Source organism: Nonomuraea sp. NPDC049269 (assembly GCF_043197155.1).
Lineage (GTDB): Bacteria > Actinomycetota > Actinomycetes > Streptosporangiales > Streptosporangiaceae > Nonomuraea.
Genome location: NZ_JBICSO010000013.1, coordinates 86,888 through 104,689, shown reverse-complemented (window position 1 = coordinate 104,689; position 17,802 = coordinate 86,888). Strand labels below are relative to the sequence as shown.

18 protein-coding genes are annotated in these 17,802 nt (G+C 69.1%); 13 read left to right on the top strand and 5 right to left on the bottom strand.

Going from position 1 to position 17,802, the window contains the following annotated elements:
* Positions 1-49 precede the first annotated feature (49 nt).
* A complete protein-coding gene (locus tag ACGFNP_RS54475; RefSeq protein WP_358318410.1) occupies positions 50-1,297 on the top strand; it encodes a M48 family metallopeptidase in 1,248 nt (415 codons plus the stop codon).
* A complete protein-coding gene (locus ACGFNP_RS54470; RefSeq protein ID WP_393332068.1) occupies positions 1,294-2,379 on the top strand; it encodes a glycosyltransferase family 4 protein in 1,086 nt (361 codons plus the stop codon). The genes ACGFNP_RS54475 and ACGFNP_RS54470 overlap by 4 nt, the downstream gene beginning before the upstream one ends.
* Here ACGFNP_RS54470 and ACGFNP_RS54465 read toward each other — a convergent pair.
* The 3 genes from ACGFNP_RS54465 to ACGFNP_RS54455 are packed head-to-tail and all read right to left on the bottom strand — an operon-like array spanning position 2,376 to position 5,454.
* Complete coding sequence (locus tag ACGFNP_RS54465; protein ID WP_358318412.1) at positions 2,376-3,293, bottom strand: carbohydrate ABC transporter permease; 918 nt, start codon at positions 3,291-3,293, stop codon at positions 2,376-2,378. The two genes, ACGFNP_RS54470 and ACGFNP_RS54465, sit on opposite strands and share 4 nt — an antisense overlap.
* Positions 3,290-4,162 (bottom strand): sugar ABC transporter permease, encoded by an 873-nt coding sequence (locus tag ACGFNP_RS54460; RefSeq protein WP_358318413.1) that lies wholly within the window; start codon positions 4,160-4,162, stop codon positions 3,290-3,292. The genes ACGFNP_RS54465 and ACGFNP_RS54460 overlap by 4 nt, the downstream gene beginning before the upstream one ends.
* Positions 4,162-5,454: an ABC transporter substrate-binding protein gene (locus ACGFNP_RS54455; protein WP_358318414.1), complete on the bottom strand. Its 1,293-nt coding sequence runs from the start codon at positions 5,452-5,454 to the stop codon at positions 4,162-4,164. The genes ACGFNP_RS54460 and ACGFNP_RS54455 overlap by 1 nt, the downstream gene beginning before the upstream one ends.
* A 211-nt stretch (positions 5,455-5,665) precedes the next feature.
* Between ACGFNP_RS54455 and ACGFNP_RS54450 the strand changes: the two genes are divergently transcribed.
* From ACGFNP_RS54450 to ACGFNP_RS54435, 4 genes are all read left to right on the top strand, one after another.
* Positions 5,666-6,433, top strand: a complete 768-nt coding sequence (locus ACGFNP_RS54450; RefSeq protein ID WP_358318415.1) for a DeoR/GlpR family DNA-binding transcription regulator — start codon at positions 5,666-5,668, stop codon at positions 6,431-6,433.
* 185 nt (positions 6,434-6,618) lie between these two features.
* Positions 6,619-7,911, top strand: a complete 1,293-nt coding sequence (locus tag ACGFNP_RS54445; protein WP_393332062.1) for an ABC transporter substrate-binding protein — start codon at positions 6,619-6,621, stop codon at positions 7,909-7,911.
* A gap of 63 nt (positions 7,912-7,974) precedes the next feature.
* Positions 7,975-8,925 carry a carbohydrate ABC transporter permease gene (locus tag ACGFNP_RS54440; RefSeq protein ID WP_214637806.1) on the top strand — a complete coding sequence of 317 codons (951 nt, stop codon included), beginning with the start codon at positions 7,975-7,977 and terminating at the stop codon, positions 8,923-8,925.
* Positions 8,925-9,752: a carbohydrate ABC transporter permease gene (locus tag ACGFNP_RS54435; RefSeq protein WP_358036416.1), complete on the top strand. Its 828-nt coding sequence runs from the start codon at positions 8,925-8,927 to the stop codon at positions 9,750-9,752. The genes ACGFNP_RS54440 and ACGFNP_RS54435 overlap by 1 nt, the downstream gene beginning before the upstream one ends.
* A gap of 55 nt (positions 9,753-9,807) precedes the next feature.
* On the opposite strand, the gene ACGFNP_RS54430 is transcribed toward ACGFNP_RS54435, so the two are convergent.
* Both ACGFNP_RS54430 and ACGFNP_RS54425 read right to left on the bottom strand, forming a co-directional pair.
* Positions 9,808-10,176: a hypothetical protein gene (locus ACGFNP_RS54430; RefSeq protein ID WP_393332059.1), complete on the bottom strand. Its 369-nt coding sequence runs from the start codon at positions 10,174-10,176 to the stop codon at positions 9,808-9,810.
* Between the two features lie 136 nt (positions 10,177-10,312).
* Positions 10,313-12,082 (bottom strand): AMP-dependent synthetase/ligase, encoded by a 1,770-nt coding sequence (locus ACGFNP_RS54425; RefSeq protein WP_393332056.1) that lies wholly within the window; start codon positions 12,080-12,082, stop codon positions 10,313-10,315.
* Between the two features lie 103 nt (positions 12,083-12,185).
* Between ACGFNP_RS54425 and ACGFNP_RS54420 the strand changes: the two genes are divergently transcribed.
* The 7 genes from ACGFNP_RS54420 to ACGFNP_RS54390 are packed head-to-tail and all read left to right on the top strand — an operon-like array spanning position 12,186 to position 17,801.
* Positions 12,186-12,953, top strand: coding sequence for a metallophosphoesterase (locus ACGFNP_RS54420; RefSeq protein ID WP_358318419.1), 768 nt, complete (start codon positions 12,186-12,188; stop codon positions 12,951-12,953).
* Between the two features lie 21 nt (positions 12,954-12,974).
* The gene (locus ACGFNP_RS54415) at positions 12,975-13,412 is read left to right on the top strand and encodes an SRPBCC family protein (protein WP_358318420.1); all 438 of its coding nucleotides are present in this window, start codon (positions 12,975-12,977) and stop codon (positions 13,410-13,412) included.
* Position 13,413: 1 nt separating this feature from the next.
* Entirely contained in the window at positions 13,414-14,571 is a 1,158-nt protein-coding gene (locus tag ACGFNP_RS54410; RefSeq protein ID WP_393332052.1) for an ArsA family ATPase, read from the top strand.
* Entirely contained in the window at positions 14,564-14,974 is a 411-nt protein-coding gene (locus ACGFNP_RS54405; protein WP_358318422.1) for a DUF5304 family protein, read from the top strand. The genes ACGFNP_RS54410 and ACGFNP_RS54405 overlap by 8 nt, the downstream gene beginning before the upstream one ends.
* Positions 14,975-14,989: 15 nt before the next feature.
* Complete coding sequence (locus tag ACGFNP_RS54400) at positions 14,990-15,922, top strand: ROK family glucokinase (RefSeq protein ID WP_358318423.1); 933 nt, start codon at positions 14,990-14,992, stop codon at positions 15,920-15,922.
* A 14-nt stretch (positions 15,923-15,936) separates the two neighbouring features.
* The gene (locus ACGFNP_RS54395) at positions 15,937-16,629 is read left to right on the top strand and encodes an endonuclease/exonuclease/phosphatase family protein (RefSeq protein WP_393332048.1); all 693 of its coding nucleotides are present in this window, start codon (positions 15,937-15,939) and stop codon (positions 16,627-16,629) included.
* A gap of 38 nt (positions 16,630-16,667) precedes the next feature.
* Entirely contained in the window at positions 16,668-17,801 is a 1,134-nt protein-coding gene (locus tag ACGFNP_RS54390; RefSeq protein ID WP_358318425.1) for a hypothetical protein, read from the top strand.
* Position 17,802: the final 1 nt, after the last annotated feature.

Genomic DNA, 17,802 nt, shown 5'->3' with positions numbered 1-17,802 from the left:
AGGAGGGCAGGCAACGCCTGGCGGGAACGTCGGGCCAGGTGGCCCCGATATGTCTGGGCGGGGTGGTGCCGGTTGGGCCTTGGTGCTGCTCGGGGTGGTGATCCTGGTCGTGGTGGGGTTCAGCACGCCGTGGCGGGTGATGCCACCCGGCACTCCCACCGTGCCGCCGGACGCGGCGCGTGACTTCAGCGCCGGTGAGATCGCCAGGGCCGCCGCGTTCGACGCCGCCACCAGCGTCCCCGGGTACCTGTCGCTCGGGCTGACCGTGCTGTTCGCGGGGCTGCTGGTGCTCACGCCGTTCGGGGCCAAGGTGCTGGGCGGGCTGCGCGGGCCTTGGTGGGTGCGGGTGGTGCTCGGAGTCGTGGTGCTGAGCGCGATCGTGGAGGCGGTCAGGTGGCCGCTGGGCGTCTGGTACGAGATGGTGCTGCGTGACTACGGCCTGTCCACGCAGGACTGGGCCGGCTGGACCATGGACCGGCTCAAGGGGCTGGCCGTGGGCGTGGTGCTGCAGTCGATCATGGTGCTGGTCGTGGTGGCGCTGGCCAGGAAGGTGCGGCGCTGGTGGATTCCGGCCGCCGTGGGGGCGTTCGCGCTGACCCTGCTGGGGTCGTTCGTGTATCCGGTCGTGTTCGAGCCGCTGTTCAACGACTTCCGCCCGATGCCGCAGGGCGCGCTCAGGGTGAACCTGATGACGCTGGCCGAGCGCGCCCACGTCCCGGTCGAGGACGTGCTGATCGCCGACGCCTCCCGCCGGACGAACGCGCTCAACGCCTACGTCTCCGGCTTCGGCGCCACGCGCCGGATCGTCGTGTACGACACGCTGCTCCGGGCCCCGCAGTCCGAGGTCGAGCTGGTCGTGGCACACGAGCTGGGCCACGCCAAGTACGGCGACGTGCTCGCCGGCACGCTGGTGGGCGGGCTGGGCGCCGCGTTCGGCGTGATCCTGCTGTACCTGCTCCTGGGAGTGGTACGGCGGCGCACGGGCATCGTCTCGGCGGCCGACCCGCGGGCGGTGGGCGTGATCATGGGCCTGCTGAGCCTGGCCACGGTCATCGCGGGCCCGGCCCAGAACGTGATCAGTCGCCACATCGAGGCCCGCGCCGACCTCCACGCCCTGAACCTCACGAAAGATCCGGGCACGTTCCTCTCGATGCAGAAACGCCTGGCAATCACCAATATTTCCGACTTGTCGCCGGATCCGGTGGAATATGTGCTCTATGTCTCGCACCCCTCCGCTCCCGAGCGCATCGCCATGGCCCGGGAGTGGGCCGCGCTGAACGGTCAGCCGCAGCCGTGACCGGTGTGCTCATCGTCACGAACGACTTTCCGCCCAGGCCCGGTGGCATCCAGTCGTTCGTGCACGGGCTGGCCCTGCGCACCCCCGGCGTGACCGTCTACGCTCCGGCCTGGCCGGGGTGCGCGGAGTTCGACCGTCGCCAGCCGTACCGGATCGTCCGTCATCCCACCTCGCTGATGCTGCCGACCCGGGCGGTCGCCCGCCGGGCGGCCCGGCTGCTGGCCGAGGAGGGGGCGGACACCGTGGTGTTCGGCGCGGCGGCCCCGCTGGGCCTGCTCGCGCCGGGGTTGAGGAAGGCGGGCGCGCGGCGCGTGGTGATGCTCACCCACGGCCATGAGGCGTCGTGGGCGAGCGCGCCGGTGTTCCGGACGGTGCTGCGCAGGATCGGGGCGCACGCCGACGTGGTGACCTACCTCGGCGAGTACACGCGCGCCCGGCTGGCCGCCGCGATCCCGGCGGCCAAGCTGGTACGGCTGGCGCCGGGCGTGGACGCCGGCCAGTTCCATCCGGACGCGGTCAGGGCCGAGCTCGGGCTGGACGGCCGGCCGGTGGTGGTCTGCGTGTCCAGGCTGGTGCCGCGCAAGGGCCAGGACCAGCTCATCAGGGCCTGGCCTCTGGTGCTGCGGGCGGTGCCGGAGGCGGTGCTGCTGCTCGTGGGCGGTGGGCCGTACCGCGAGAGGCTGGAGAAGCTGGCGCGGGGACACGAGTCCGTCCGGTTCACCGGCACGGTCCCGGCGGGGAGCCTGGCCGGTTACTACGCAGCCGCGGACGTGTTCGCGATGCCGTGCCGGACCAGGCTGGGCGGCGTCGACGTCGAGGGGCTGGGCATCGTGTTCCTGGAGGCGTCGGCGAGCGGCCTGCCGGTCGTCGCGGGCGCGTCCGGTGGCGCCCCGGACGCGGTACGAAACGGCGAGACCGGCCTCGTCGTCGACGGCACCGACGTGAACGAGGTGGCCGGAGCCCTCATCGAGCTGCTCGGCGACCCGGAACGGGCCCGCAAGATGGGCGCCCGCGGCCGTGACTGGATCGTCGGCGAGTGGGCCTGGGATCTGGTGGCCGCCCGCTTCAGCGCGCTCCTCTAACCCTTGGTGGCCCCCAGCGTGAGCCCGGCGACGAACTGCTTGTGCAGCATCTGGAAGACGATCAGCGTCGGCAGCGCCACCAGCATCGACCCGGCGGCCAGCAGGTTGTAGTCGGTGAAGAACTGGCCGCGCAGGTTGTTCAGGGCCGAGGTGACGGGCAGTTTGTCGCCCGACGACATCAGCACCAGCGCCCACAGGAAGTCGTTGTACATGAAGGTGAACTCCAGCGTGGCCAGCGCCGCCAGCACCGGGCGGCACAGCGGCAGGGTGAGCTGCCAGTAGCGGCGCCACACACTGGCCCCGTCGACCAGCGCCGCCTCGGTGATCTCCTCCGGGATCGTGCGCATGAAGTTCGACATGACGAACACGCAGAAGCCGAACTGGAACCCCACATGCACCAGGATCAGCCCGAGGTAGGAGTCGTACAGCGACTGGGAGTCCGACAGCCACGACGGCAGCGGCACCAGCGTGTAGAGGGTGTAGAGCGGGGTGATCAGCACCTGCGGCGGCAGCAGGTTGCCCGCCGTGAAGGTGATCAGCAGCACCTTGCGCCCAGGGATGCGCAGCCGCGCGATCGCGAACGCCGTGAACGACGCCATGAACAGCGTGATGAGCACGCCGGGGATCACCACGATGAACGTGTTGAGGTAGTAGCGCGGCAGGTCGGCCTGGCTCCACGCCTCCCCGTAGTAGTCGAGCGTCAGGTGTTCGGGCAGCGAGAAGTAGCCCAGCCGCGACGTCTCGTCGTACGGCCGCAGCGAGGCGTAGACGGCCAGGGCGAGCGGCAGCACCCAGCCCAGCGCCACCAGGCTCAGGAACGCGTACAGCAGGATCCGCAGGGGCCGCACCGGGCGGCGCACCGGAGGGCGCCCGTCCTGGAGCTCGCGCGTCGTGACGGGCGCGGTGAGCGTCATCGGTCCTCCTTGAACAGCTGCGAGAGGTAGACCACGATGAACCCGAGCGTGATCACCAGCAGGATCACCGCGATGGCCGAGCCGAACCCGATCCGGCTCGCCTCGCCCACGATGTTCTCGGTCACCAGCACCGACAGCAGTTCGAGTCCGTTCCTGCCCTTGTTGATGGCATAGACGATGTCGAACGCGCGCAACGCCTCGATCACCGTGATCACCAGCACGATCACGTTGACCGGGCGCAGCGTCGGGAACACCACCCGGAAGAACGCCTGCGCCTCGTTGGCCCCGTCGATCGCGGCCGCCTCCTTCAGCGCGGGATCGACCGCCTTGAGCCCCGCCAGATAGATGATCATGACGTACCCGACGTGCCGCCACGCCGCCGCCACCATGACCACCCAGATGTTGATCGACCGGTCGCCCAGCCAGTCCACCTTCAGCCCGGTCACCGCGTTCAGCACGCCGTAGTCGGAGGAGTACACGAGCTGCGCGATGAACCCCACCACGGCCAGCGACAGCACGACCGGCGTGTACAGGGCGCTCTGGTAGACCCGCGACAGCTTCAGCCGCCGGTCGAGCAGCACCGCGCAGAACAGCCCGAACGGCGTCGCGACCAGGCCGAGGAAGCCGAGCCAGAGCACGTTGTTGCGGATGGCCGACCAGAACGGCGGATAGTCGTTGACCAGGTCGGCGTAGTTGCGGCCGCCCACCCACTCCATCGGCCCGATGCCGTTCCAGCTGGTGCCCGACAGCCCGATGGAGGCCAGCGTGGGCCCCCAGATGAGGCCCACGTTGACGATGATGGCCACCCCCAGCCCGATGACCAGGATGGTCACGTCGCGGGCGGAGTAGCGACGGGTCTTGGCGGCCATCAGCGGAAGATGTTGGCCTTCTGCTTCTCGATGCCGGCCAATAAGGGGTCGATCTCGTTCGGCTTGCCGACGAACGTCTGCAGCGACGGGATCATCACGGTGGAGGCGAAGTCGGGCCGGGTGTCCCGGTCGAGGAACTGGGCGATGTGCGTCGCCTTGGACACCAGCTCGGCGCCACGCTTCTGCAGCGCGCTGTAGCCGCTGGTGTCGGCCTTGGAGCTGGAGGCCAGCGTGCCGGGGTCCAGCTTGGTGGCGATGTTCTGCGACGAGCCCTGGGCGAAGTGCTTCAGCAGCGCCTTGGCGCCGTCGACGTTCTTGGCCTTGGCCGAGATCATGTAGCCGTCGATGGGCGCGTCGATGGAGTCGGTGCCGTAGGTCGGATTGATCTCGGGGAAGGTGAAGAAGTCGATGTCGTCACGTTCGTTCTCCGGGAACTGCTGGGCGACGAACATGCCGAGCAGGTACATGCCGCTCTTCTTCTGCTGCAGTGACTGCCCGGCCTCCTCCCAGGTACGCCCCAGCGCCGCGGGCTGGTGATACTCCATCAGGCCCCGCCAGGTGTCGAAGACCTGCTTGACCTTGGGGTCGGTCCACGACTCCTTGCCGGCCATGAGCGAGATGTGGAAGTCGTAGCCGTTCATCCGCATGTTGAGGATGTCGAACGTGCCCATCGCGGGCCAGCCGTCCTTGTCGGCGAACGCGATCGGGATCAGCCCGTCGGTCTTCATCTTCTTGGCCAGCGCGGTGAACTCGTCCAGCGTCTTGGGCACCTCGTAGCCCTTCTCCTGCCAGACGCTCTTGCGGTAGAAGACGGCCCATGGGTAGTAGGTGAACGGCACGAAGTACTGCTTGCCGTCGGACCCCGTCGAGGCGGCCTTCATGGCGGGCGTGTAGTCGCCTCCGATCTCCCGCCACACGTCCGAGATGTCCGTCGCGAGCCCCTGCTCGGCGAAGAACTGCATGCGATAGCCGGCGAACCAGGTGAACACGTCGTCCGGCGTGCCCTTGAGATAGCGGTTGATGTTCTCCTGGAACGTGTTGTGGTCCACGGTGTTGATCTTCACCTGACCCTGGGTGAAGCCCTTGATCACCGAGGCGAGAGATTTCTTCGGGACCTCGTCGGAGTAGTTGGAGCCGAGCGTGACCGTGCCCAGGTTTCCGGCGGACTTACCACCCGGCGGCGCGACGGTGGGCTCGCTGGAGCCGCAGCCCGCCAGCACGGCGGGGACGCCGAAGGTGGCTGCCGCGCCGAGAAGTAGATGGCGACGGGAGATCGGCAGACGTTGGACCATGGTGGTTCCTCCTTGCCCGGACCCTCACATTCCCCCGAATTCGCTCGATTTCCTTCAGAGAAGAGCACACTTATCCAGCTGTCAACGCACGATTTGATGTCGGCGTCCTCCTGAACCATCACAACCGAGCACGGGCCCTTGAACTCCGCAGGTGGCGTGTCATGATGCGTCCGAATGCCATGTCGGAAACTGTTGAGAACTGGGTGATGCGATGCTCGCCGTCCAGCGACAGCAGACAATTCTGGAGCTCGTACGGCTGAACGGCGCCGTCAAGGTGGTCGACCTGGTGCGCGAGTTCGGGGTCTCGGACATCACGATCCGCCGCGATCTGGAGCTGCTGGCCGAGCGGGGGCTGCTGGCCAAGGTGCACGGAGGCGCGACCGTCATCGGCGCGGGCTCGACCGATGAGCCGGGCTTCGCCGTCAAGTCGGTCCGGCAGGAGAACGAGAAGCTGGTCATCGCCCGCCGCGCGGCCGGGATGGTGCTGCCGGGCACCGCCGTGGCGCTCTCGGCCGGGACCACGACCTGGACGCTCGCCCAGCAGTTGGTGAACCTGCCCGGCCTGACCGTGGTGACCAACTCGGTGCGGATCGCCGACGTCTTCCAGCACGGGGGCCGGCCGGACCAGACGGTGGTGCTGACGGGTGGCGTACGCACGCCCTCGGACGCGCTCGTCGGCCCCGTGGCGGTGGCCGCGATCCGGCTGCTCAACGTGGACGTGCTGTTCCTGGGCGTGCACGGAATGACCACCCGGGCCGGCTTCACCACCCCGAACATGATGGAGGCCGAGACCGACCGCGCCCTGGTCGAGGCCGCGAGCAGCCTGGTCGTGCTGGCCGATCACACCAAGTGGGGGACCGTGGGCATCAGCACGATCGCCCGGCTCAGCGAGGCCGACATGGTGATCTCCGACGGCGGCCTGCCCGAGACGGCCAGGGCGGCGCTGGCCGAGCAGGCGGGCGAGCTGGTCATCGTTTGATCTCACCCGGTGAGATACCAATCCGATCACATGGCATGCGTTGGGCTTGAGTGATCCTACCTTTCTGCGGCATCAAGCCTTATCTTGACAGGGCTTAGCTGTTACCCGTAGTAGTGGTCCTACCTATCGCACGCATCAGTTTTCGCGCCCCACCGAATGATCGGATGAGTGAGAAGGGTGGCACAGTGAACAAGCTGTTCGCGGCTGGGGCGATGACACTCGCCGTCGCTCTCGCACTGAGTGCCTGCTCAAGCAGTACGCCCAGTGGAGGCCAATCCTCGGCGCCGGCGTCCGGCGGCAAGCAGAAGGTCTCCTTCCTGGTATTCCCTTCGCCGAACCTGCCGGAGTCGTACTGGAAGGCCCAGGTCGATCTGGTGACCAAGGCCAACCCCGACCTGGAAGTCGAGCTGGTCGCCGCGCCCTCGGAGTCCGAGCGCAACGACTACGCCAAGCAGCTGGCCGCCTCGGGGCAGCTGCCCGACGTACAGATCGGCATGCAGGACCTGATCGCCCTGGAGCCGAGCCTGGCGACGTGGACGCCGGATGAGCTCAAGGACTTCCTCTGCCCGACCTGCGGCGCGGTCAACGGCAAGGTCCTCCAGTTGCCGACCAACACGCAGACGATCCCGAACGTCTACTACAGCAAGAAGCTGTTCCAGAAGGCCGGCATCGCCGAGCCGCCGAAGACCTACGCCGACCTGCTGGCCGACGCCGAGAAGCTGAAGGCCAAGGGCATCACCCCGTTCGTGTCCGGCGGCGTGTTCGTCACCTCCCAGCCGTGGACCGCCATCCTGGCCACGGACCTGTACGCCAAGACGCCCGACTGGATGACCAAGCGGCGCAACGGCGAGGTGAAGTTCGCGACCGACCCGGCCATGAAGGCCGCCACGCAGAAGTTCGCCGACCTGGCCGCCAAGGGCTACCTCGACAAGCGGCAGATCGGACAGGACTATCCCAAGACGCAGGAGGCGTTCCTCGGCGGCAAGGGCGCGATGTACCCGATGGGCAGCTGGTTCGCCGCCGCGGCCGACGCCTCGGACATGAAGGACGACATCGGGGTCTTCGCCTGGCCCGGCGACGACGGCAGCCTGCACATGCCGACGTTCACCGGCGGCGGGCTGTCCGTCAGCGCGACCGCCAAGAACATGGCCGCCGCCAAGAAGTTCGCGCTGGCCTTCCAGCTCACCAAGGCCAACCTGGACGCCTCGGTCAAGGCCGACGCGCTCTTCCCGGCGATCAAGGGCTACACGCCTCCGTCGGACACGGGCCCGGTGTTCAAGGCCGTCTACGACCTGTGGCAGAAGGCGCAGAACGAGAAGGCGACCGTCCCGGCGTTCAGCTGGGAGGCCGGGGACACGGCCATGCTGCCCGGCATGCAGGGCAAGTTCTGGTCCACGGCCCAGGACCTGGTCAGCGGCAAGAAGACGGTCGACCAGGCATTGTCCTTCCTCGACACCGAGTGGGAGAAGTCCGGCTGATCCGGCGGGGCGGGCCGCCGAGCGCGCCCGCCCCTTCACCCTGACTAGGAGGGGTCTGGCCTGATGGCCGCTGGCACCACCATCCACCATCACAAGTCCGGCCACGCGCAGGCCCGAGCGCGCCGGCGACGATCGGGCGGCAAACGGGCGGGGTTATGGCATTTCCTGTCCTTCGCGGCGCCGGGCACGCTCATCTACTTCTGCCTCGTCGTGCTGCCGATCACGCTCAGCTTCGGCTACAGCCTGACCGACCAGGCGCTGCTGCGGCCCAAGACGCACTTCGTCGGCCTGCGCAACTACGAGCTGCTCCTGCGGGACGACACGTTCCTGCAGTCGCTGCGGGTGACCACGATCCTCACGCTGATCGTCGTCATCGTGCCGAACGTCCTGGGTGTCGCCATCGCGGTGCTCCTCGACCGCCGCGGCTGGCTCTACAACGCGCTGCGCAGCGTGTTCTTCACCCCGATGGTGATCAGCTCCGTGGTCATCAGCGTCATCTGGACGCGGATCCTCGCCGACGACGGGCCGATCAACCAGGCGCTCAGGGCGCTGGGCGTCAGTGAGCCGCCGGGCTGGCTGTCCGACCCGGACATCGCGCTCTACTCGCTGTCGTCGATCGTCTGCTGGCAGATGCTCGGGTTCTGCGTGGTCGTCTATCTCGCCGGGCTCCAGGGCGTACCCCAGGAGCTGGCCGAGGCGGCGGCGATCGACGGCGCGGGGCCGGTGCGCAGATTCTGGAGCGTCACCTGGCCGCTGCTCGCCCCCGCGCTCACCATCAACACCGTGGTCCTGCTGATCTCCGCGTTCAAGATCTTCGACCACGTGAAGGTGATCACCAACGGCGGCCCTGGGACGGGGACCACCGCGAGCGTGGCGCTCGTCATCCTGAATGAGGGGTTCGTGGAGAACCGCACCGGTTACGCCTCGGCGGAGGCGGTCGTCATGCTGATCGTCATCGCGCTGCTGTGCGTGATCACGCTGCGCGTGCTGCAGCGCAGGGAGGTGCAGCTCTGATGCGCTCCACCGTGCCATGGCTGCGCCCGCTGGTCGCGCTGGTCGTCGGCGGGGTGTTCTTCATCCCCCTGTACATCGCGCTGATCAACGTCTTCAAGGAGAGCAGGCAGGTCGCCAGCGGGGCGATGTCGCTGCCGATCCCACCCACCTTCGACAACCTGATCCGGGTGCTGACCAGCCCGGACAGCCTCTTCTGGTCGTCGCTGCGTACGAGCGTCCTGGTCACCTCGCTGTCGATCATCATCCTGACGCTGCTGTCGGCCATGCTCGGCCACTACCTGGCCCGGCAGAACACCTGGTGGTCCCGGGTCATCATGGTGCTGCTGCTGTGCGGGCTGATGATCCCGCCGCAGGTGATCCTGATCCCCATCACGCAGGTGCTCAAGGCGCTCGGGCTGATGTCGACGCTGCAGGGCCTCGTGCTCTTCAACGTCGGGTATTACGTGCCGTTCGGGGTCTTCGTCTTCTCCGGCTTCATGAAGGGCGTGCCCCGGGAGCTGGAGGAGGCCGCGGCCATCGACGGGGCCACGCGGTGGCAGACGTTCTGGAAGATCGTCTTCCCGCTGCTGCGGCCGGCGACGGCCAGCGTGCTGATCTTCCTCGGCGTGTGGATCTGGAACGACTTCCTCAACCCGCTGATCATCTACGGGCCGCGCGAGGGGACCACGATCATGACGGGGATCTACAAGTCGCTCGGGCAGTACGCGGCGGACTTCGGCGGCATGTTCGCGCTGATGTTCCTGGCCACGCTGCCGATCCTGGTGTTCTACCTGCTGCTGCAGAAACAGTTCGTCAAGGGGCTCACGGGGGGCGCGACGAAGGGCTGACGCCGCACAGCGAACAGCCCCCGGTCTGCGCTGCCGGGGGCCGTTCGGGTGGTGCTTAGTTGACGTCGAGCTTGCGCTGGATGGCGAGCAGGATGTGGGTCATCTCCGTCTGAGTCGACTGCATCTGGTCGACCGTGGTGCCCATCTGGTCGACCCTCCCGACCATCTGGTCGACCGTGGCGCCCATCTGGTCGACCTTGGCACCCATCTGGTCGACCTTGGCGTCCATCTGGTCGAACCTGGCGTCGATCTGGGCGAACTTAGTGGTGACCTTGTCGTCCAGCCGCTTGACCCGGTCTGCGACGCCGTTGATGCGCTCCGTCAGATCCTGCGCCACCTCGACCTGGTCGGCGCGGATCTTGATCAGCTCGTTCTCGATGTCGAGGCCGAACTGAAGCGCGGAGTCCTTGATGCTCACTGTCATCTCCCCTACCTTCGAAGGTAGGGACCGGGGATGTAAAGGATCTCCGGTCCCGATTGCCTTCTCAGGCTAGCCCAGGGAAGTCAAGAGTGGCCAGTGAATGTGGCACAGCGTGTGGCGATTTCTATACCCAGCGTAGTCATTTATACAGAGCGTCCACATCCTCGGCGAAGTCCCGCATCACCACGCTGCGCTTGATCTTCAGGGTCGGCGTCAGATGGCCGCTGTCCTCGGTGATGTCCACCTCCAGCACCGCGAACTTCTTGATCTGCTCCGCCTTCGACACCGCCCGATTGGCCGTGTCCACGGCCTTCTGGACCTCCGCCAGGACGCGCGGATCCGCCCGCAGCTCACTCAGCGTGGCCGACGGCAGACCGTTGGCTGTCTTCCACTGGTCCAGCGCCTCCGGGTCCAAGGTGATCAGAGTCGCCACGAACGGCTGCCCGTCGCCGACGATCATGGCCTGGGAGATCAGCGGGTGCGCCCGGAGCGCGTCCTCCAGCGGGCCGGGGGCGACGTTCTTGCCCGCCGCCGTCACCAGGATCTCCTTCTTGCGGCCGGTGATGCGCAGGTAGCCGTCGGCGTCGAGTTCGCCCACGTCGCCCGTGTGGTACCAGCCATCGGCGTCGATCGCGTCGGCCGTCGCCTGGTCGTTGTGCCAGTAGCCGTGGAAGACGTGGCGGCCCTTGGCCAGGATCTCGCCGTCGTCGGCGATGCGGATCGACACGCCGGGCAGCGGCTTGCCGACCGTGCCGATCTTGTTGGCCCCCGGCATGTTGACCGAGCAGGGGGCCGAGGTCTCGGTCAGGCCGTAGCCCTCGAACACCTCGATGCCGACGCCCCTGAAGAAGTGGCCGAGCCGGTCGCCGAGCGCCGAGCCGCCGCACACCGCCGCCGACAGGCGGCCGCCCGTGGCCGTGCGGAGCTTGCCGTACACGAGCCGGTCGAACAGGGCGTGCCGCAGGCGCAGGCCCAGGCCCGCGCCGCCGGAGCTCTCGGCCTTGCTCCACGCGACGGCCGTGTCGACGGCGCGGGCGAAGATCGCGCCCTTGCCGCCCGCGATGGCCTTCTGCTCGGCGCCGTTGTAGACCTTCTCGAACACGCGGGGCACGCCGAGCAGGAACGTCGGCTGGAACTCGGCCAGGTCCGGGGCCACGTTCTTCATGTTCGGGGTGTGGGCCAGGATCGCGCCCGCCTCGATGATGGCGACCTGGATCATGCGGGCGAAGATGTGCGCGAGCGGCAGGAACAGCAGGGCGGCTGCCGTCCCCTGTCCGGTGAAGAGCTGCTCCAGGGGGCCGGCCACCACGTTGCGGGCGGTGAACAGCAGGTTGTCGTGCGTGATCTGGCAGCCCTTGGGCCGGCCGGTGGTGCCCGAGGTGTAGACGACCGTGGCCAGGTCGGCCGAGCCGACCCGGGCGCGCCGCTCCTCGAAGGCGGCATCGTCCACTCCGGAACCGTCGAGCGTCTCATCCACGCGCCAGACGGGCTTCAGGCCGGGCGCGGCCTCGCGTACCGTCTCCTCGTGCGTGTCGAGCTCGACGAACACCGCCTTGGGCTCGCTGTCGGACAGGATCCACCTGACCTGCTCGACCGCCGACGTCTCGTAGATCGGCACGGTGACCGCGCCGACGGACCAGATCGCGTAGTCGATCAGCGTCCACTCGTAGCGGGTCCGCGACATCAGCGCGACCCGGTCGCCGTGCTCGACGCCCGCCGCGATCAGCCCCTTGGCCAGCTCGACCACCTGGTCGCGGAACTCGGCCGCGGTGACGGCCGGCCAGCCGCCGCCGGACTTGCGCCGCATGACGACCGCGCCGGGCTCCTGCTCGGCCCGCCTGAACACCGTGTCGGGCAGGCTCGCGGAGGCAGGTACGTCGACCAGCACCGGGACGCTGTACTCGCGCACGGATCAACTCCTCTTCGTGGACCGCCATGGCCGCTATCGCGTGGAATTACCCACGGGTAGGGGTGATTCTCACGCTAGCAGCCGCTCTCATAGGATTTCCCGCATGAGGGTCCATGTCATCAGCGACGTGCACGGCAGGGCCGACGCCCTGGCCCGCGCGGGCGCGGGCGCCGACGCGCTGATCTGCCTGGGGGACCTGATCCTCTTCATCGACTACGACGACCACGCGCAGGGCATCTTCCCCGACCTGTTCGGCGCCGAACGGGCCGCGGAGTTCATCCGGCTCCGTACGGCCAAGCGGTTCGACGAGGCCAGAGCCATGTCGGCGCGGCTGTGGTCCACCCTCGACGGCGACCCGCGCGAGCACATCGAACGCAACGTACGCGCCCAGTACGAGCAGCTCTTCGCGGCCATGCCCGAGCCCGCCTACCTCACCTACGGCAACGTCGACATCCCGCGCCTGTGGCCCGACTACCTCCAGGACGGCCACCAGGTGCTCGACGGTCAGAGCGTGGAGATCGGCGGCTGGCGGTTCGGCTTCGTCGGCGGCGGGCTCAAGACCGCCTACCGCACGCCGTACGAGATCAGCGACGAGGAGTTCGCCGCCAAGGTCGAGGCGGTCGGCGAGGTCGACGTGCTGTGCTGCCACATCCCGCCCGCGGTGCCCGAGCTGCTCTACGACGTGGTGGCCAGGCGCTTCGAGCGCGGCAGCGAGGCGACGCTGGCGGCGATCAAGCGGACGCAGCCGCGCTACGCCCTCTTCGGGCACGTGCACCAGCCACTTCACCAGCGCACCCGGATCGGGCGCACCGAGTGTGTGAACGTGGGTCATTTCCGGGGAAAGGGGGTTCCGTTCATCCTCGAATGGTGACCAGACCGGTACGGTGGTCGCATGGCTGATCGCACCACTTCGAGCATCACCATCGGCGCGGACCGCGCCGCTGTGATGGCCGTCATCGCCGACTTCACGGCCTACCCCGAATGGGCCGGGCAGGTGAAGAACGCCGAGATACTGAGCACCGGGGCCGACGGCCGGCCGGAGACGGTGCGGTTCGTCCTGGACGCCGGAGTGATCAGCGACACCTACACCCTCGGCTACACCTGGCAGGACGACGAGAGCGTCCGCTGGAAGATCGTCGAGCCGGGCAAGATGGTCTCCGAGCTGGCGGGGAGTTATCTGCTGGCCGACACGGGCAATGGTACGGAAGTGACGTACGAGCTCGCCGCCGACCTCAAGGTCCCCATGCTCGGCATGATCAAGCGCAAGGCGGAGAAGGTCATCGTGGAGACCGCGCTCAAGGGCCTCAAGAAGCGCGTCGAAGGGCGCTGAAGTGAGCCCGCGGGTTCTGCTCTTCACCGGAAAGGGCGGCGTGGGCAAGACCACGGCCGCCGCGGCGACCGCCACGCTCGCCGCCAAGCGCGGGCTGAAGACGCTGATCGTGTCCACCGACACCGCCCACTCGCTGGCCGACGCGCTCGGCGTCGAGCCGGGCGAGATCGCGCCGGGGCTGCACCTGCACCAGGTCGACACCCAGAAGACGCTGGAGCGCCACTGGGGCGAGCTGCAGGAGTACGCCAGAGGGGTGCTCACCGAGCTGGGCCTGGACGAGATCACCTCCGAGGAGATCACCATCCTGCCCGGCGCCGAGGAGATCATCGCGCTCCTGGAGCTGCGTGAGCACGCCCGCGAAGGACGCTGGGACGTCATCGTCGTCGACTGCGCGCCCACCGCCGAGACCCTGCGCCTGCTGGCCCTGCCCGAGGCGCTCGACTGGCACATGACCAGGCTGATGCCGGTCGGCCGCAAGATCATGAAGATCGTCTCGCCGTTCGTGCGCAGCGTCGCCCACGTCAGCGCGCCCGGCGAGGAGGTCATGAGCGCGGGGGAGCGACTCCACCGGGGCCTGCTGGAGGTACGCGAGCTGCTCACCGGCGAGCACGCCTCGGTGCGCCTCGTGCTGACACCGGAGTCGGTGGTGCTCGCCGAGGCCAGGCGCACCCTCACCTCGCTCAACCTGTACGGCTACCGCGTCGACGCGGTGATCGCCAACCGGGTCTTCCCCGCGGAGGGCGCCGACCAGTGGCGCGCCCAGTGGGTGGCGGCCCAGTCGAGACTGCTCGCCGAGGCCGAGGAGTCGTTCGCGCCGCTGCCCATCCACGTCGTGCCGTACCTACCGGCCGAGCCGGTCGGCAAGGACGCGCTGGCCGAGATGGGCGCGGCGATGTACGGCGAGGCGGATCCGTTCGCCGACCCCGGCGTGGAGCCGCCGCTGCGGCTGTCCGCCGACGAGCTGGCCCTGGCGCTGCCGGGCGCCGACCGGGCCGACGTGGACCTGGCCCGCAAGGGTGACGAGCTGATCATCACCGCCGGACCGTACCGGCGGATCCTGGCCCTGCCGGCAGCGCTGGCACGCAGGAGGATCAGCGGCGCGGCGCTCCGCGACGGCGTCCTCCGGGTACGGTTCACAGCAGGAGGGCCAGATGACTGAGCGCAACGACAGAGACCCGATCGGCACCGTCACGGACGAGGCACGCAAGCTGTTCGACACCATCCAGGGGCGGGCCACCCGCCAGGTCGGCAGGACCGTCCTCAACTCGTTCACCGGAGGCGGAAGCGGTGGCGGCAGCAGGGAAAAGGACGTGTGGAGCGAGGCGGTGTCCGAGCCCCACGAGGAGTACATCTGCCGCGCCTGCCCGGTCTGCCGGGCGATAGCGGCACAGCGGGAGTCCGGCAACGACGTCGCCGGGCACCTGGTGGCGGCCGGTGGCGAGCTGTTCGCCGCCTTCCGCCAGACGATCGACGCGCTGAGCAGGCCGGCCCCTCGCAGGCCGCGCGACGATCAGAGCGGCGATCAGCGCCGCGACAACGTAGAACACATTGATTTGGGATAGAGGGGATACAGGGGCATGCTCACGATCGGTGTGGACATCGGCGGCACGAAGGTCGCCGCGGGCGTGGTCGATGACGACGGCACGATCGTCGCCCAGGCGCTCAAGCCCACTCCGGCCGACCGGCCCGACCAGGTCGCCGCGACGGTGGCCGAGGTCGTGCGCGAGCTCGCCCAGGACAGGGAGATCGAGGCCGTCGGCGTGGGCGCGGCAGGGTTCGTCGACGAGACCCGGTCGATCGTACGGTTCGCCCCCAACCTCGCCTGGCGCGAGGAGCCGCTGCAGAAGAAGATCAGCGGGCTGATCGGGCTGCCGGTCGTCATCGAGAACGACGCCAACGCCATGGCCTGGGGCGAGGCGAAGTTCGGCGCGGGACGCGGCCAGTCGCACATCGTCTGCATCACGGTCGGCACCGGCATCGGAGGCGGCTTCGTCTTCGACGGCAAGCTGTTCAGGGGCCACTGGGGCATGGGAGCCGAGCTCGGCCACATGCAGGTGGTGCCCCACGGGCGACTGTGCGGGTGCGGTCAGATCGGCTGCTGGGAGCAGTACGCCAGCGGCAACGCCCTGGTCGCCGAGGCCAGGCACATCGCCGCCGTGCAGCCGCGGCGGGCCGAGATCCTGCTCGGCCTGGCGGGCGGCACGATCGAGGGCGAGGAGGTCACCGAGGCGGCCAAGCTGGGTGACGAGGCGTCCCTGCTCGCGTTCGACAGCATCGCCGACTGGCTCGGCCAGGGCATGGCCGACCTGGCCGCGGTCCTCGACCCGGGCTGCTTCATCGTGGGCGGCGGGGTCTCGCGCGCGGCCGAGTTCTTCCTCGACCGGACCCGCGAGACGTTCGCCCGCCGGCTCACGGGCAGGGGGCACCGGCCGCTCGCCGAGATCAGGCTGGCCGAGCTGGGCGCCTCAGCGGGACTCGTCGGCGCGGCCGACCTCGCCAGGCTGCGCTGACCGGTTCCCGCGCGATGCTCCGCGTGGCCACGTACAACGTCCGCGGGCTGCGTGACAGCGTGCCCGCGCTGGTCCGCGTGATCGAGTCGATGCGCGCCGACGTCCTGTGCCTCCAGGAGGCGCCGCGCTTCCTCAACTGGCGCGGCCGGCGGCGCGAGCTGGCCCAGACGTGCGGCCTGCGGGTGGCGGCCGGAGGCAGGCTCGGCGGCGTGGCCGTGCTCGTCCGCCCCGGGATCGAGGTGCTGGCGGCCGAGCACCACGCGCTGAAGGTGTTCCTCGGCCTGGAGATCCGCGGGCTGGCCGTCGCGATCCTGCGCGTCGCGGGGGTGCCGCTGGCCGTCGGCTCGATCCACCTCGACCTCCACCGCGCGGCCAGGCTGCGGCACGCGTACGAGGCGATGACGCTGATGCGGCGGGCGGCGGGCGCGTACGGCGCCGCCATCGTGATCGGCGGCGACCTCAACGAGCAGGAGACCGAGCCCACCTGGCGTTATCTGGCCGGGCAACTGGCCGACTGCCATCCGGCGGCGCCCCGCGGCGACGGGCTGACCTTCCCGGCCCGGCAGCCGCGCGAGCGCATCGACGCGGTGTTCGCCGCGCGCTCTCTGACGGTCGTCTCATGCGGCGGCGCGGACGCCTCCGAGACCGACCTCGGGGCCGCCACCGACCACCTGCCGGTGCTCGCCGAGCTGCGAGTAGGACCCTAACGGAGCAGGGGTGGGTCGCGAACCCGTAGCATTTGCTCATGACCCGTCGCTTTCAGCGGCGTGCGCTCACCCTGATCTTGGCGACGTCCGTGGCCTTGTCGCAGGTCACGCCCGCCGCGCATGCCGATCCTCACCCCGCCACGCTTGAGGCGTGGCAGCAGTCGACGAGCGTCCGCCTGGACGCCGACGGCTCGCTCTCCGACGTGACCGCGCTCTCTTCGGGTGATGTCTGGGCCGTCGGACAGCAGGAGATCTGGGATGTGTGGAAGAACCGCGGCACGGTCCGCCACTGGAACGGCACCAGCTGGTCCGAGGTGACCCTGCGCGACGCCACCGGCGCCGGCAACCTGCGCGGCGTGGCCGCCACCTCGCCGTCCGACGTGTGGGCCGTGGGCGACGGCCACGACGGCCTGCCCTACCTCGCCCACGGCGACGCGGGCGGCTTCGACCGGGTCAGGGCGCAGGGGATGCGCGGGGGCGACTGGCTCGGCGGCATCGACGCCCGGCCGGGGCGGGTCGTGGCCGTCGGCAGCCGCGACAACTCCTGGCTCATCCTCACCGGCCAGGGCGGCGAGTGGACCACCCAGGAATCCCCCAGGGACGACGACGGAAAGGTCCTGGAGCCGGGCGCGCTCTACGGTGTGTCCAACGGGTTCGCCGTCGGCGACACCGGCCGGGCACCGCTGATCATGCACCTGTCGGGCAACACCTGGAAGCCCATGCGCGTGCCCGACCTCCCCGGCGGCTACCTGCGCGACATCCAGGTCGACGGCCCCAAACGGGCGCTGGCCGTGGGCGGCGTCTACCGCAGCGACGGCGAGGTGGACCCGCTCGTCCTGTCGTGGAACGGCAAGCGCTGGCAGCGGGAGCAGCTGCCCGTGACCGAGTCGCGTCTCTACGGCGTCACCGGCGACGGCAAGGGCCGCTTCTGGATCTCCGGTTTCGACCCGTCACGGGCCGCCGAGCCGTTCATGATGCGCTGCGAGAAGAGTGAGTGCGAGATCATCCGGGGCGACGCCGCGAAGGGCAAGGACAGTGTGCGGTTGCAGGCCGCCACCTACCTCGCGGGCAAGGGCACGGTCTGGGCGGTCGGCCATGCCGTGGACGCCCGTGAGCGCTACACCGACGTGGTGGAGTCGTTCGGGCCCAGGGACCCGTCGCTGAACTCCTAGC

Excerpts from the sequence above, each read along its gene's own strand:
- ACGFNP_RS54415 (WP_358318420.1), top strand. The coding sequence starts at position 12,975 with ATGGCTGATCGCACCACTTCGAGCATCACCATCGGCGCGGACCGCGCC.
- ACGFNP_RS54395 (WP_393332048.1), top strand. The coding sequence starts at position 15,937 with ATGCTCCGCGTGGCCACGTACAACGTCCGCGGGCTGCGTGACAGCGTG.
- ACGFNP_RS54455 (WP_358318414.1), bottom strand. The coding sequence starts at position 5,454 with ATGGTCCAACGTCTGCCGATCTCCCGTCGCCATCTACTTCTCGGCGCG.
- ACGFNP_RS54450 (WP_358318415.1), top strand. The coding sequence starts at position 5,666 with ATGCTCGCCGTCCAGCGACAGCAGACAATTCTGGAGCTCGTACGGCTG.
- ACGFNP_RS54390 (WP_358318425.1), top strand. The coding sequence starts at position 16,668 with ATGACCCGTCGCTTTCAGCGGCGTGCGCTCACCCTGATCTTGGCGACG.
- ACGFNP_RS54420 (WP_358318419.1), top strand. The coding sequence starts at position 12,186 with ATGAGGGTCCATGTCATCAGCGACGTGCACGGCAGGGCCGACGCCCTG.
- ACGFNP_RS54400 (WP_358318423.1), top strand. The coding sequence starts at position 14,990 with ATGCTCACGATCGGTGTGGACATCGGCGGCACGAAGGTCGCCGCGGGC.
- ACGFNP_RS54440 (WP_214637806.1), top strand. The coding sequence starts at position 7,975 with ATGGCCGCTGGCACCACCATCCACCATCACAAGTCCGGCCACGCGCAG.
- ACGFNP_RS54435 (WP_358036416.1), top strand. The coding sequence starts at position 8,925 with ATGCGCTCCACCGTGCCATGGCTGCGCCCGCTGGTCGCGCTGGTCGTC.
- ACGFNP_RS54465 (WP_358318412.1), bottom strand. The coding sequence starts at position 3,293 with ATGACGCTCACCGCGCCCGTCACGACGCGCGAGCTCCAGGACGGGCGC.
- ACGFNP_RS54430 (WP_393332059.1), bottom strand. The coding sequence starts at position 10,176 with ATGACAGTGAGCATCAAGGACTCCGCGCTTCAGTTCGGCCTCGACATC.
- ACGFNP_RS54460 (WP_358318413.1), bottom strand. The coding sequence starts at position 4,162 with ATGGCCGCCAAGACCCGTCGCTACTCCGCCCGCGACGTGACCATCCTG.
- ACGFNP_RS54475 (WP_358318410.1), top strand. The coding sequence starts at position 50 with ATGTCTGGGCGGGGTGGTGCCGGTTGGGCCTTGGTGCTGCTCGGGGTG.
- ACGFNP_RS54405 (WP_358318422.1), top strand. The coding sequence starts at position 14,564 with ATGACTGAGCGCAACGACAGAGACCCGATCGGCACCGTCACGGACGAG.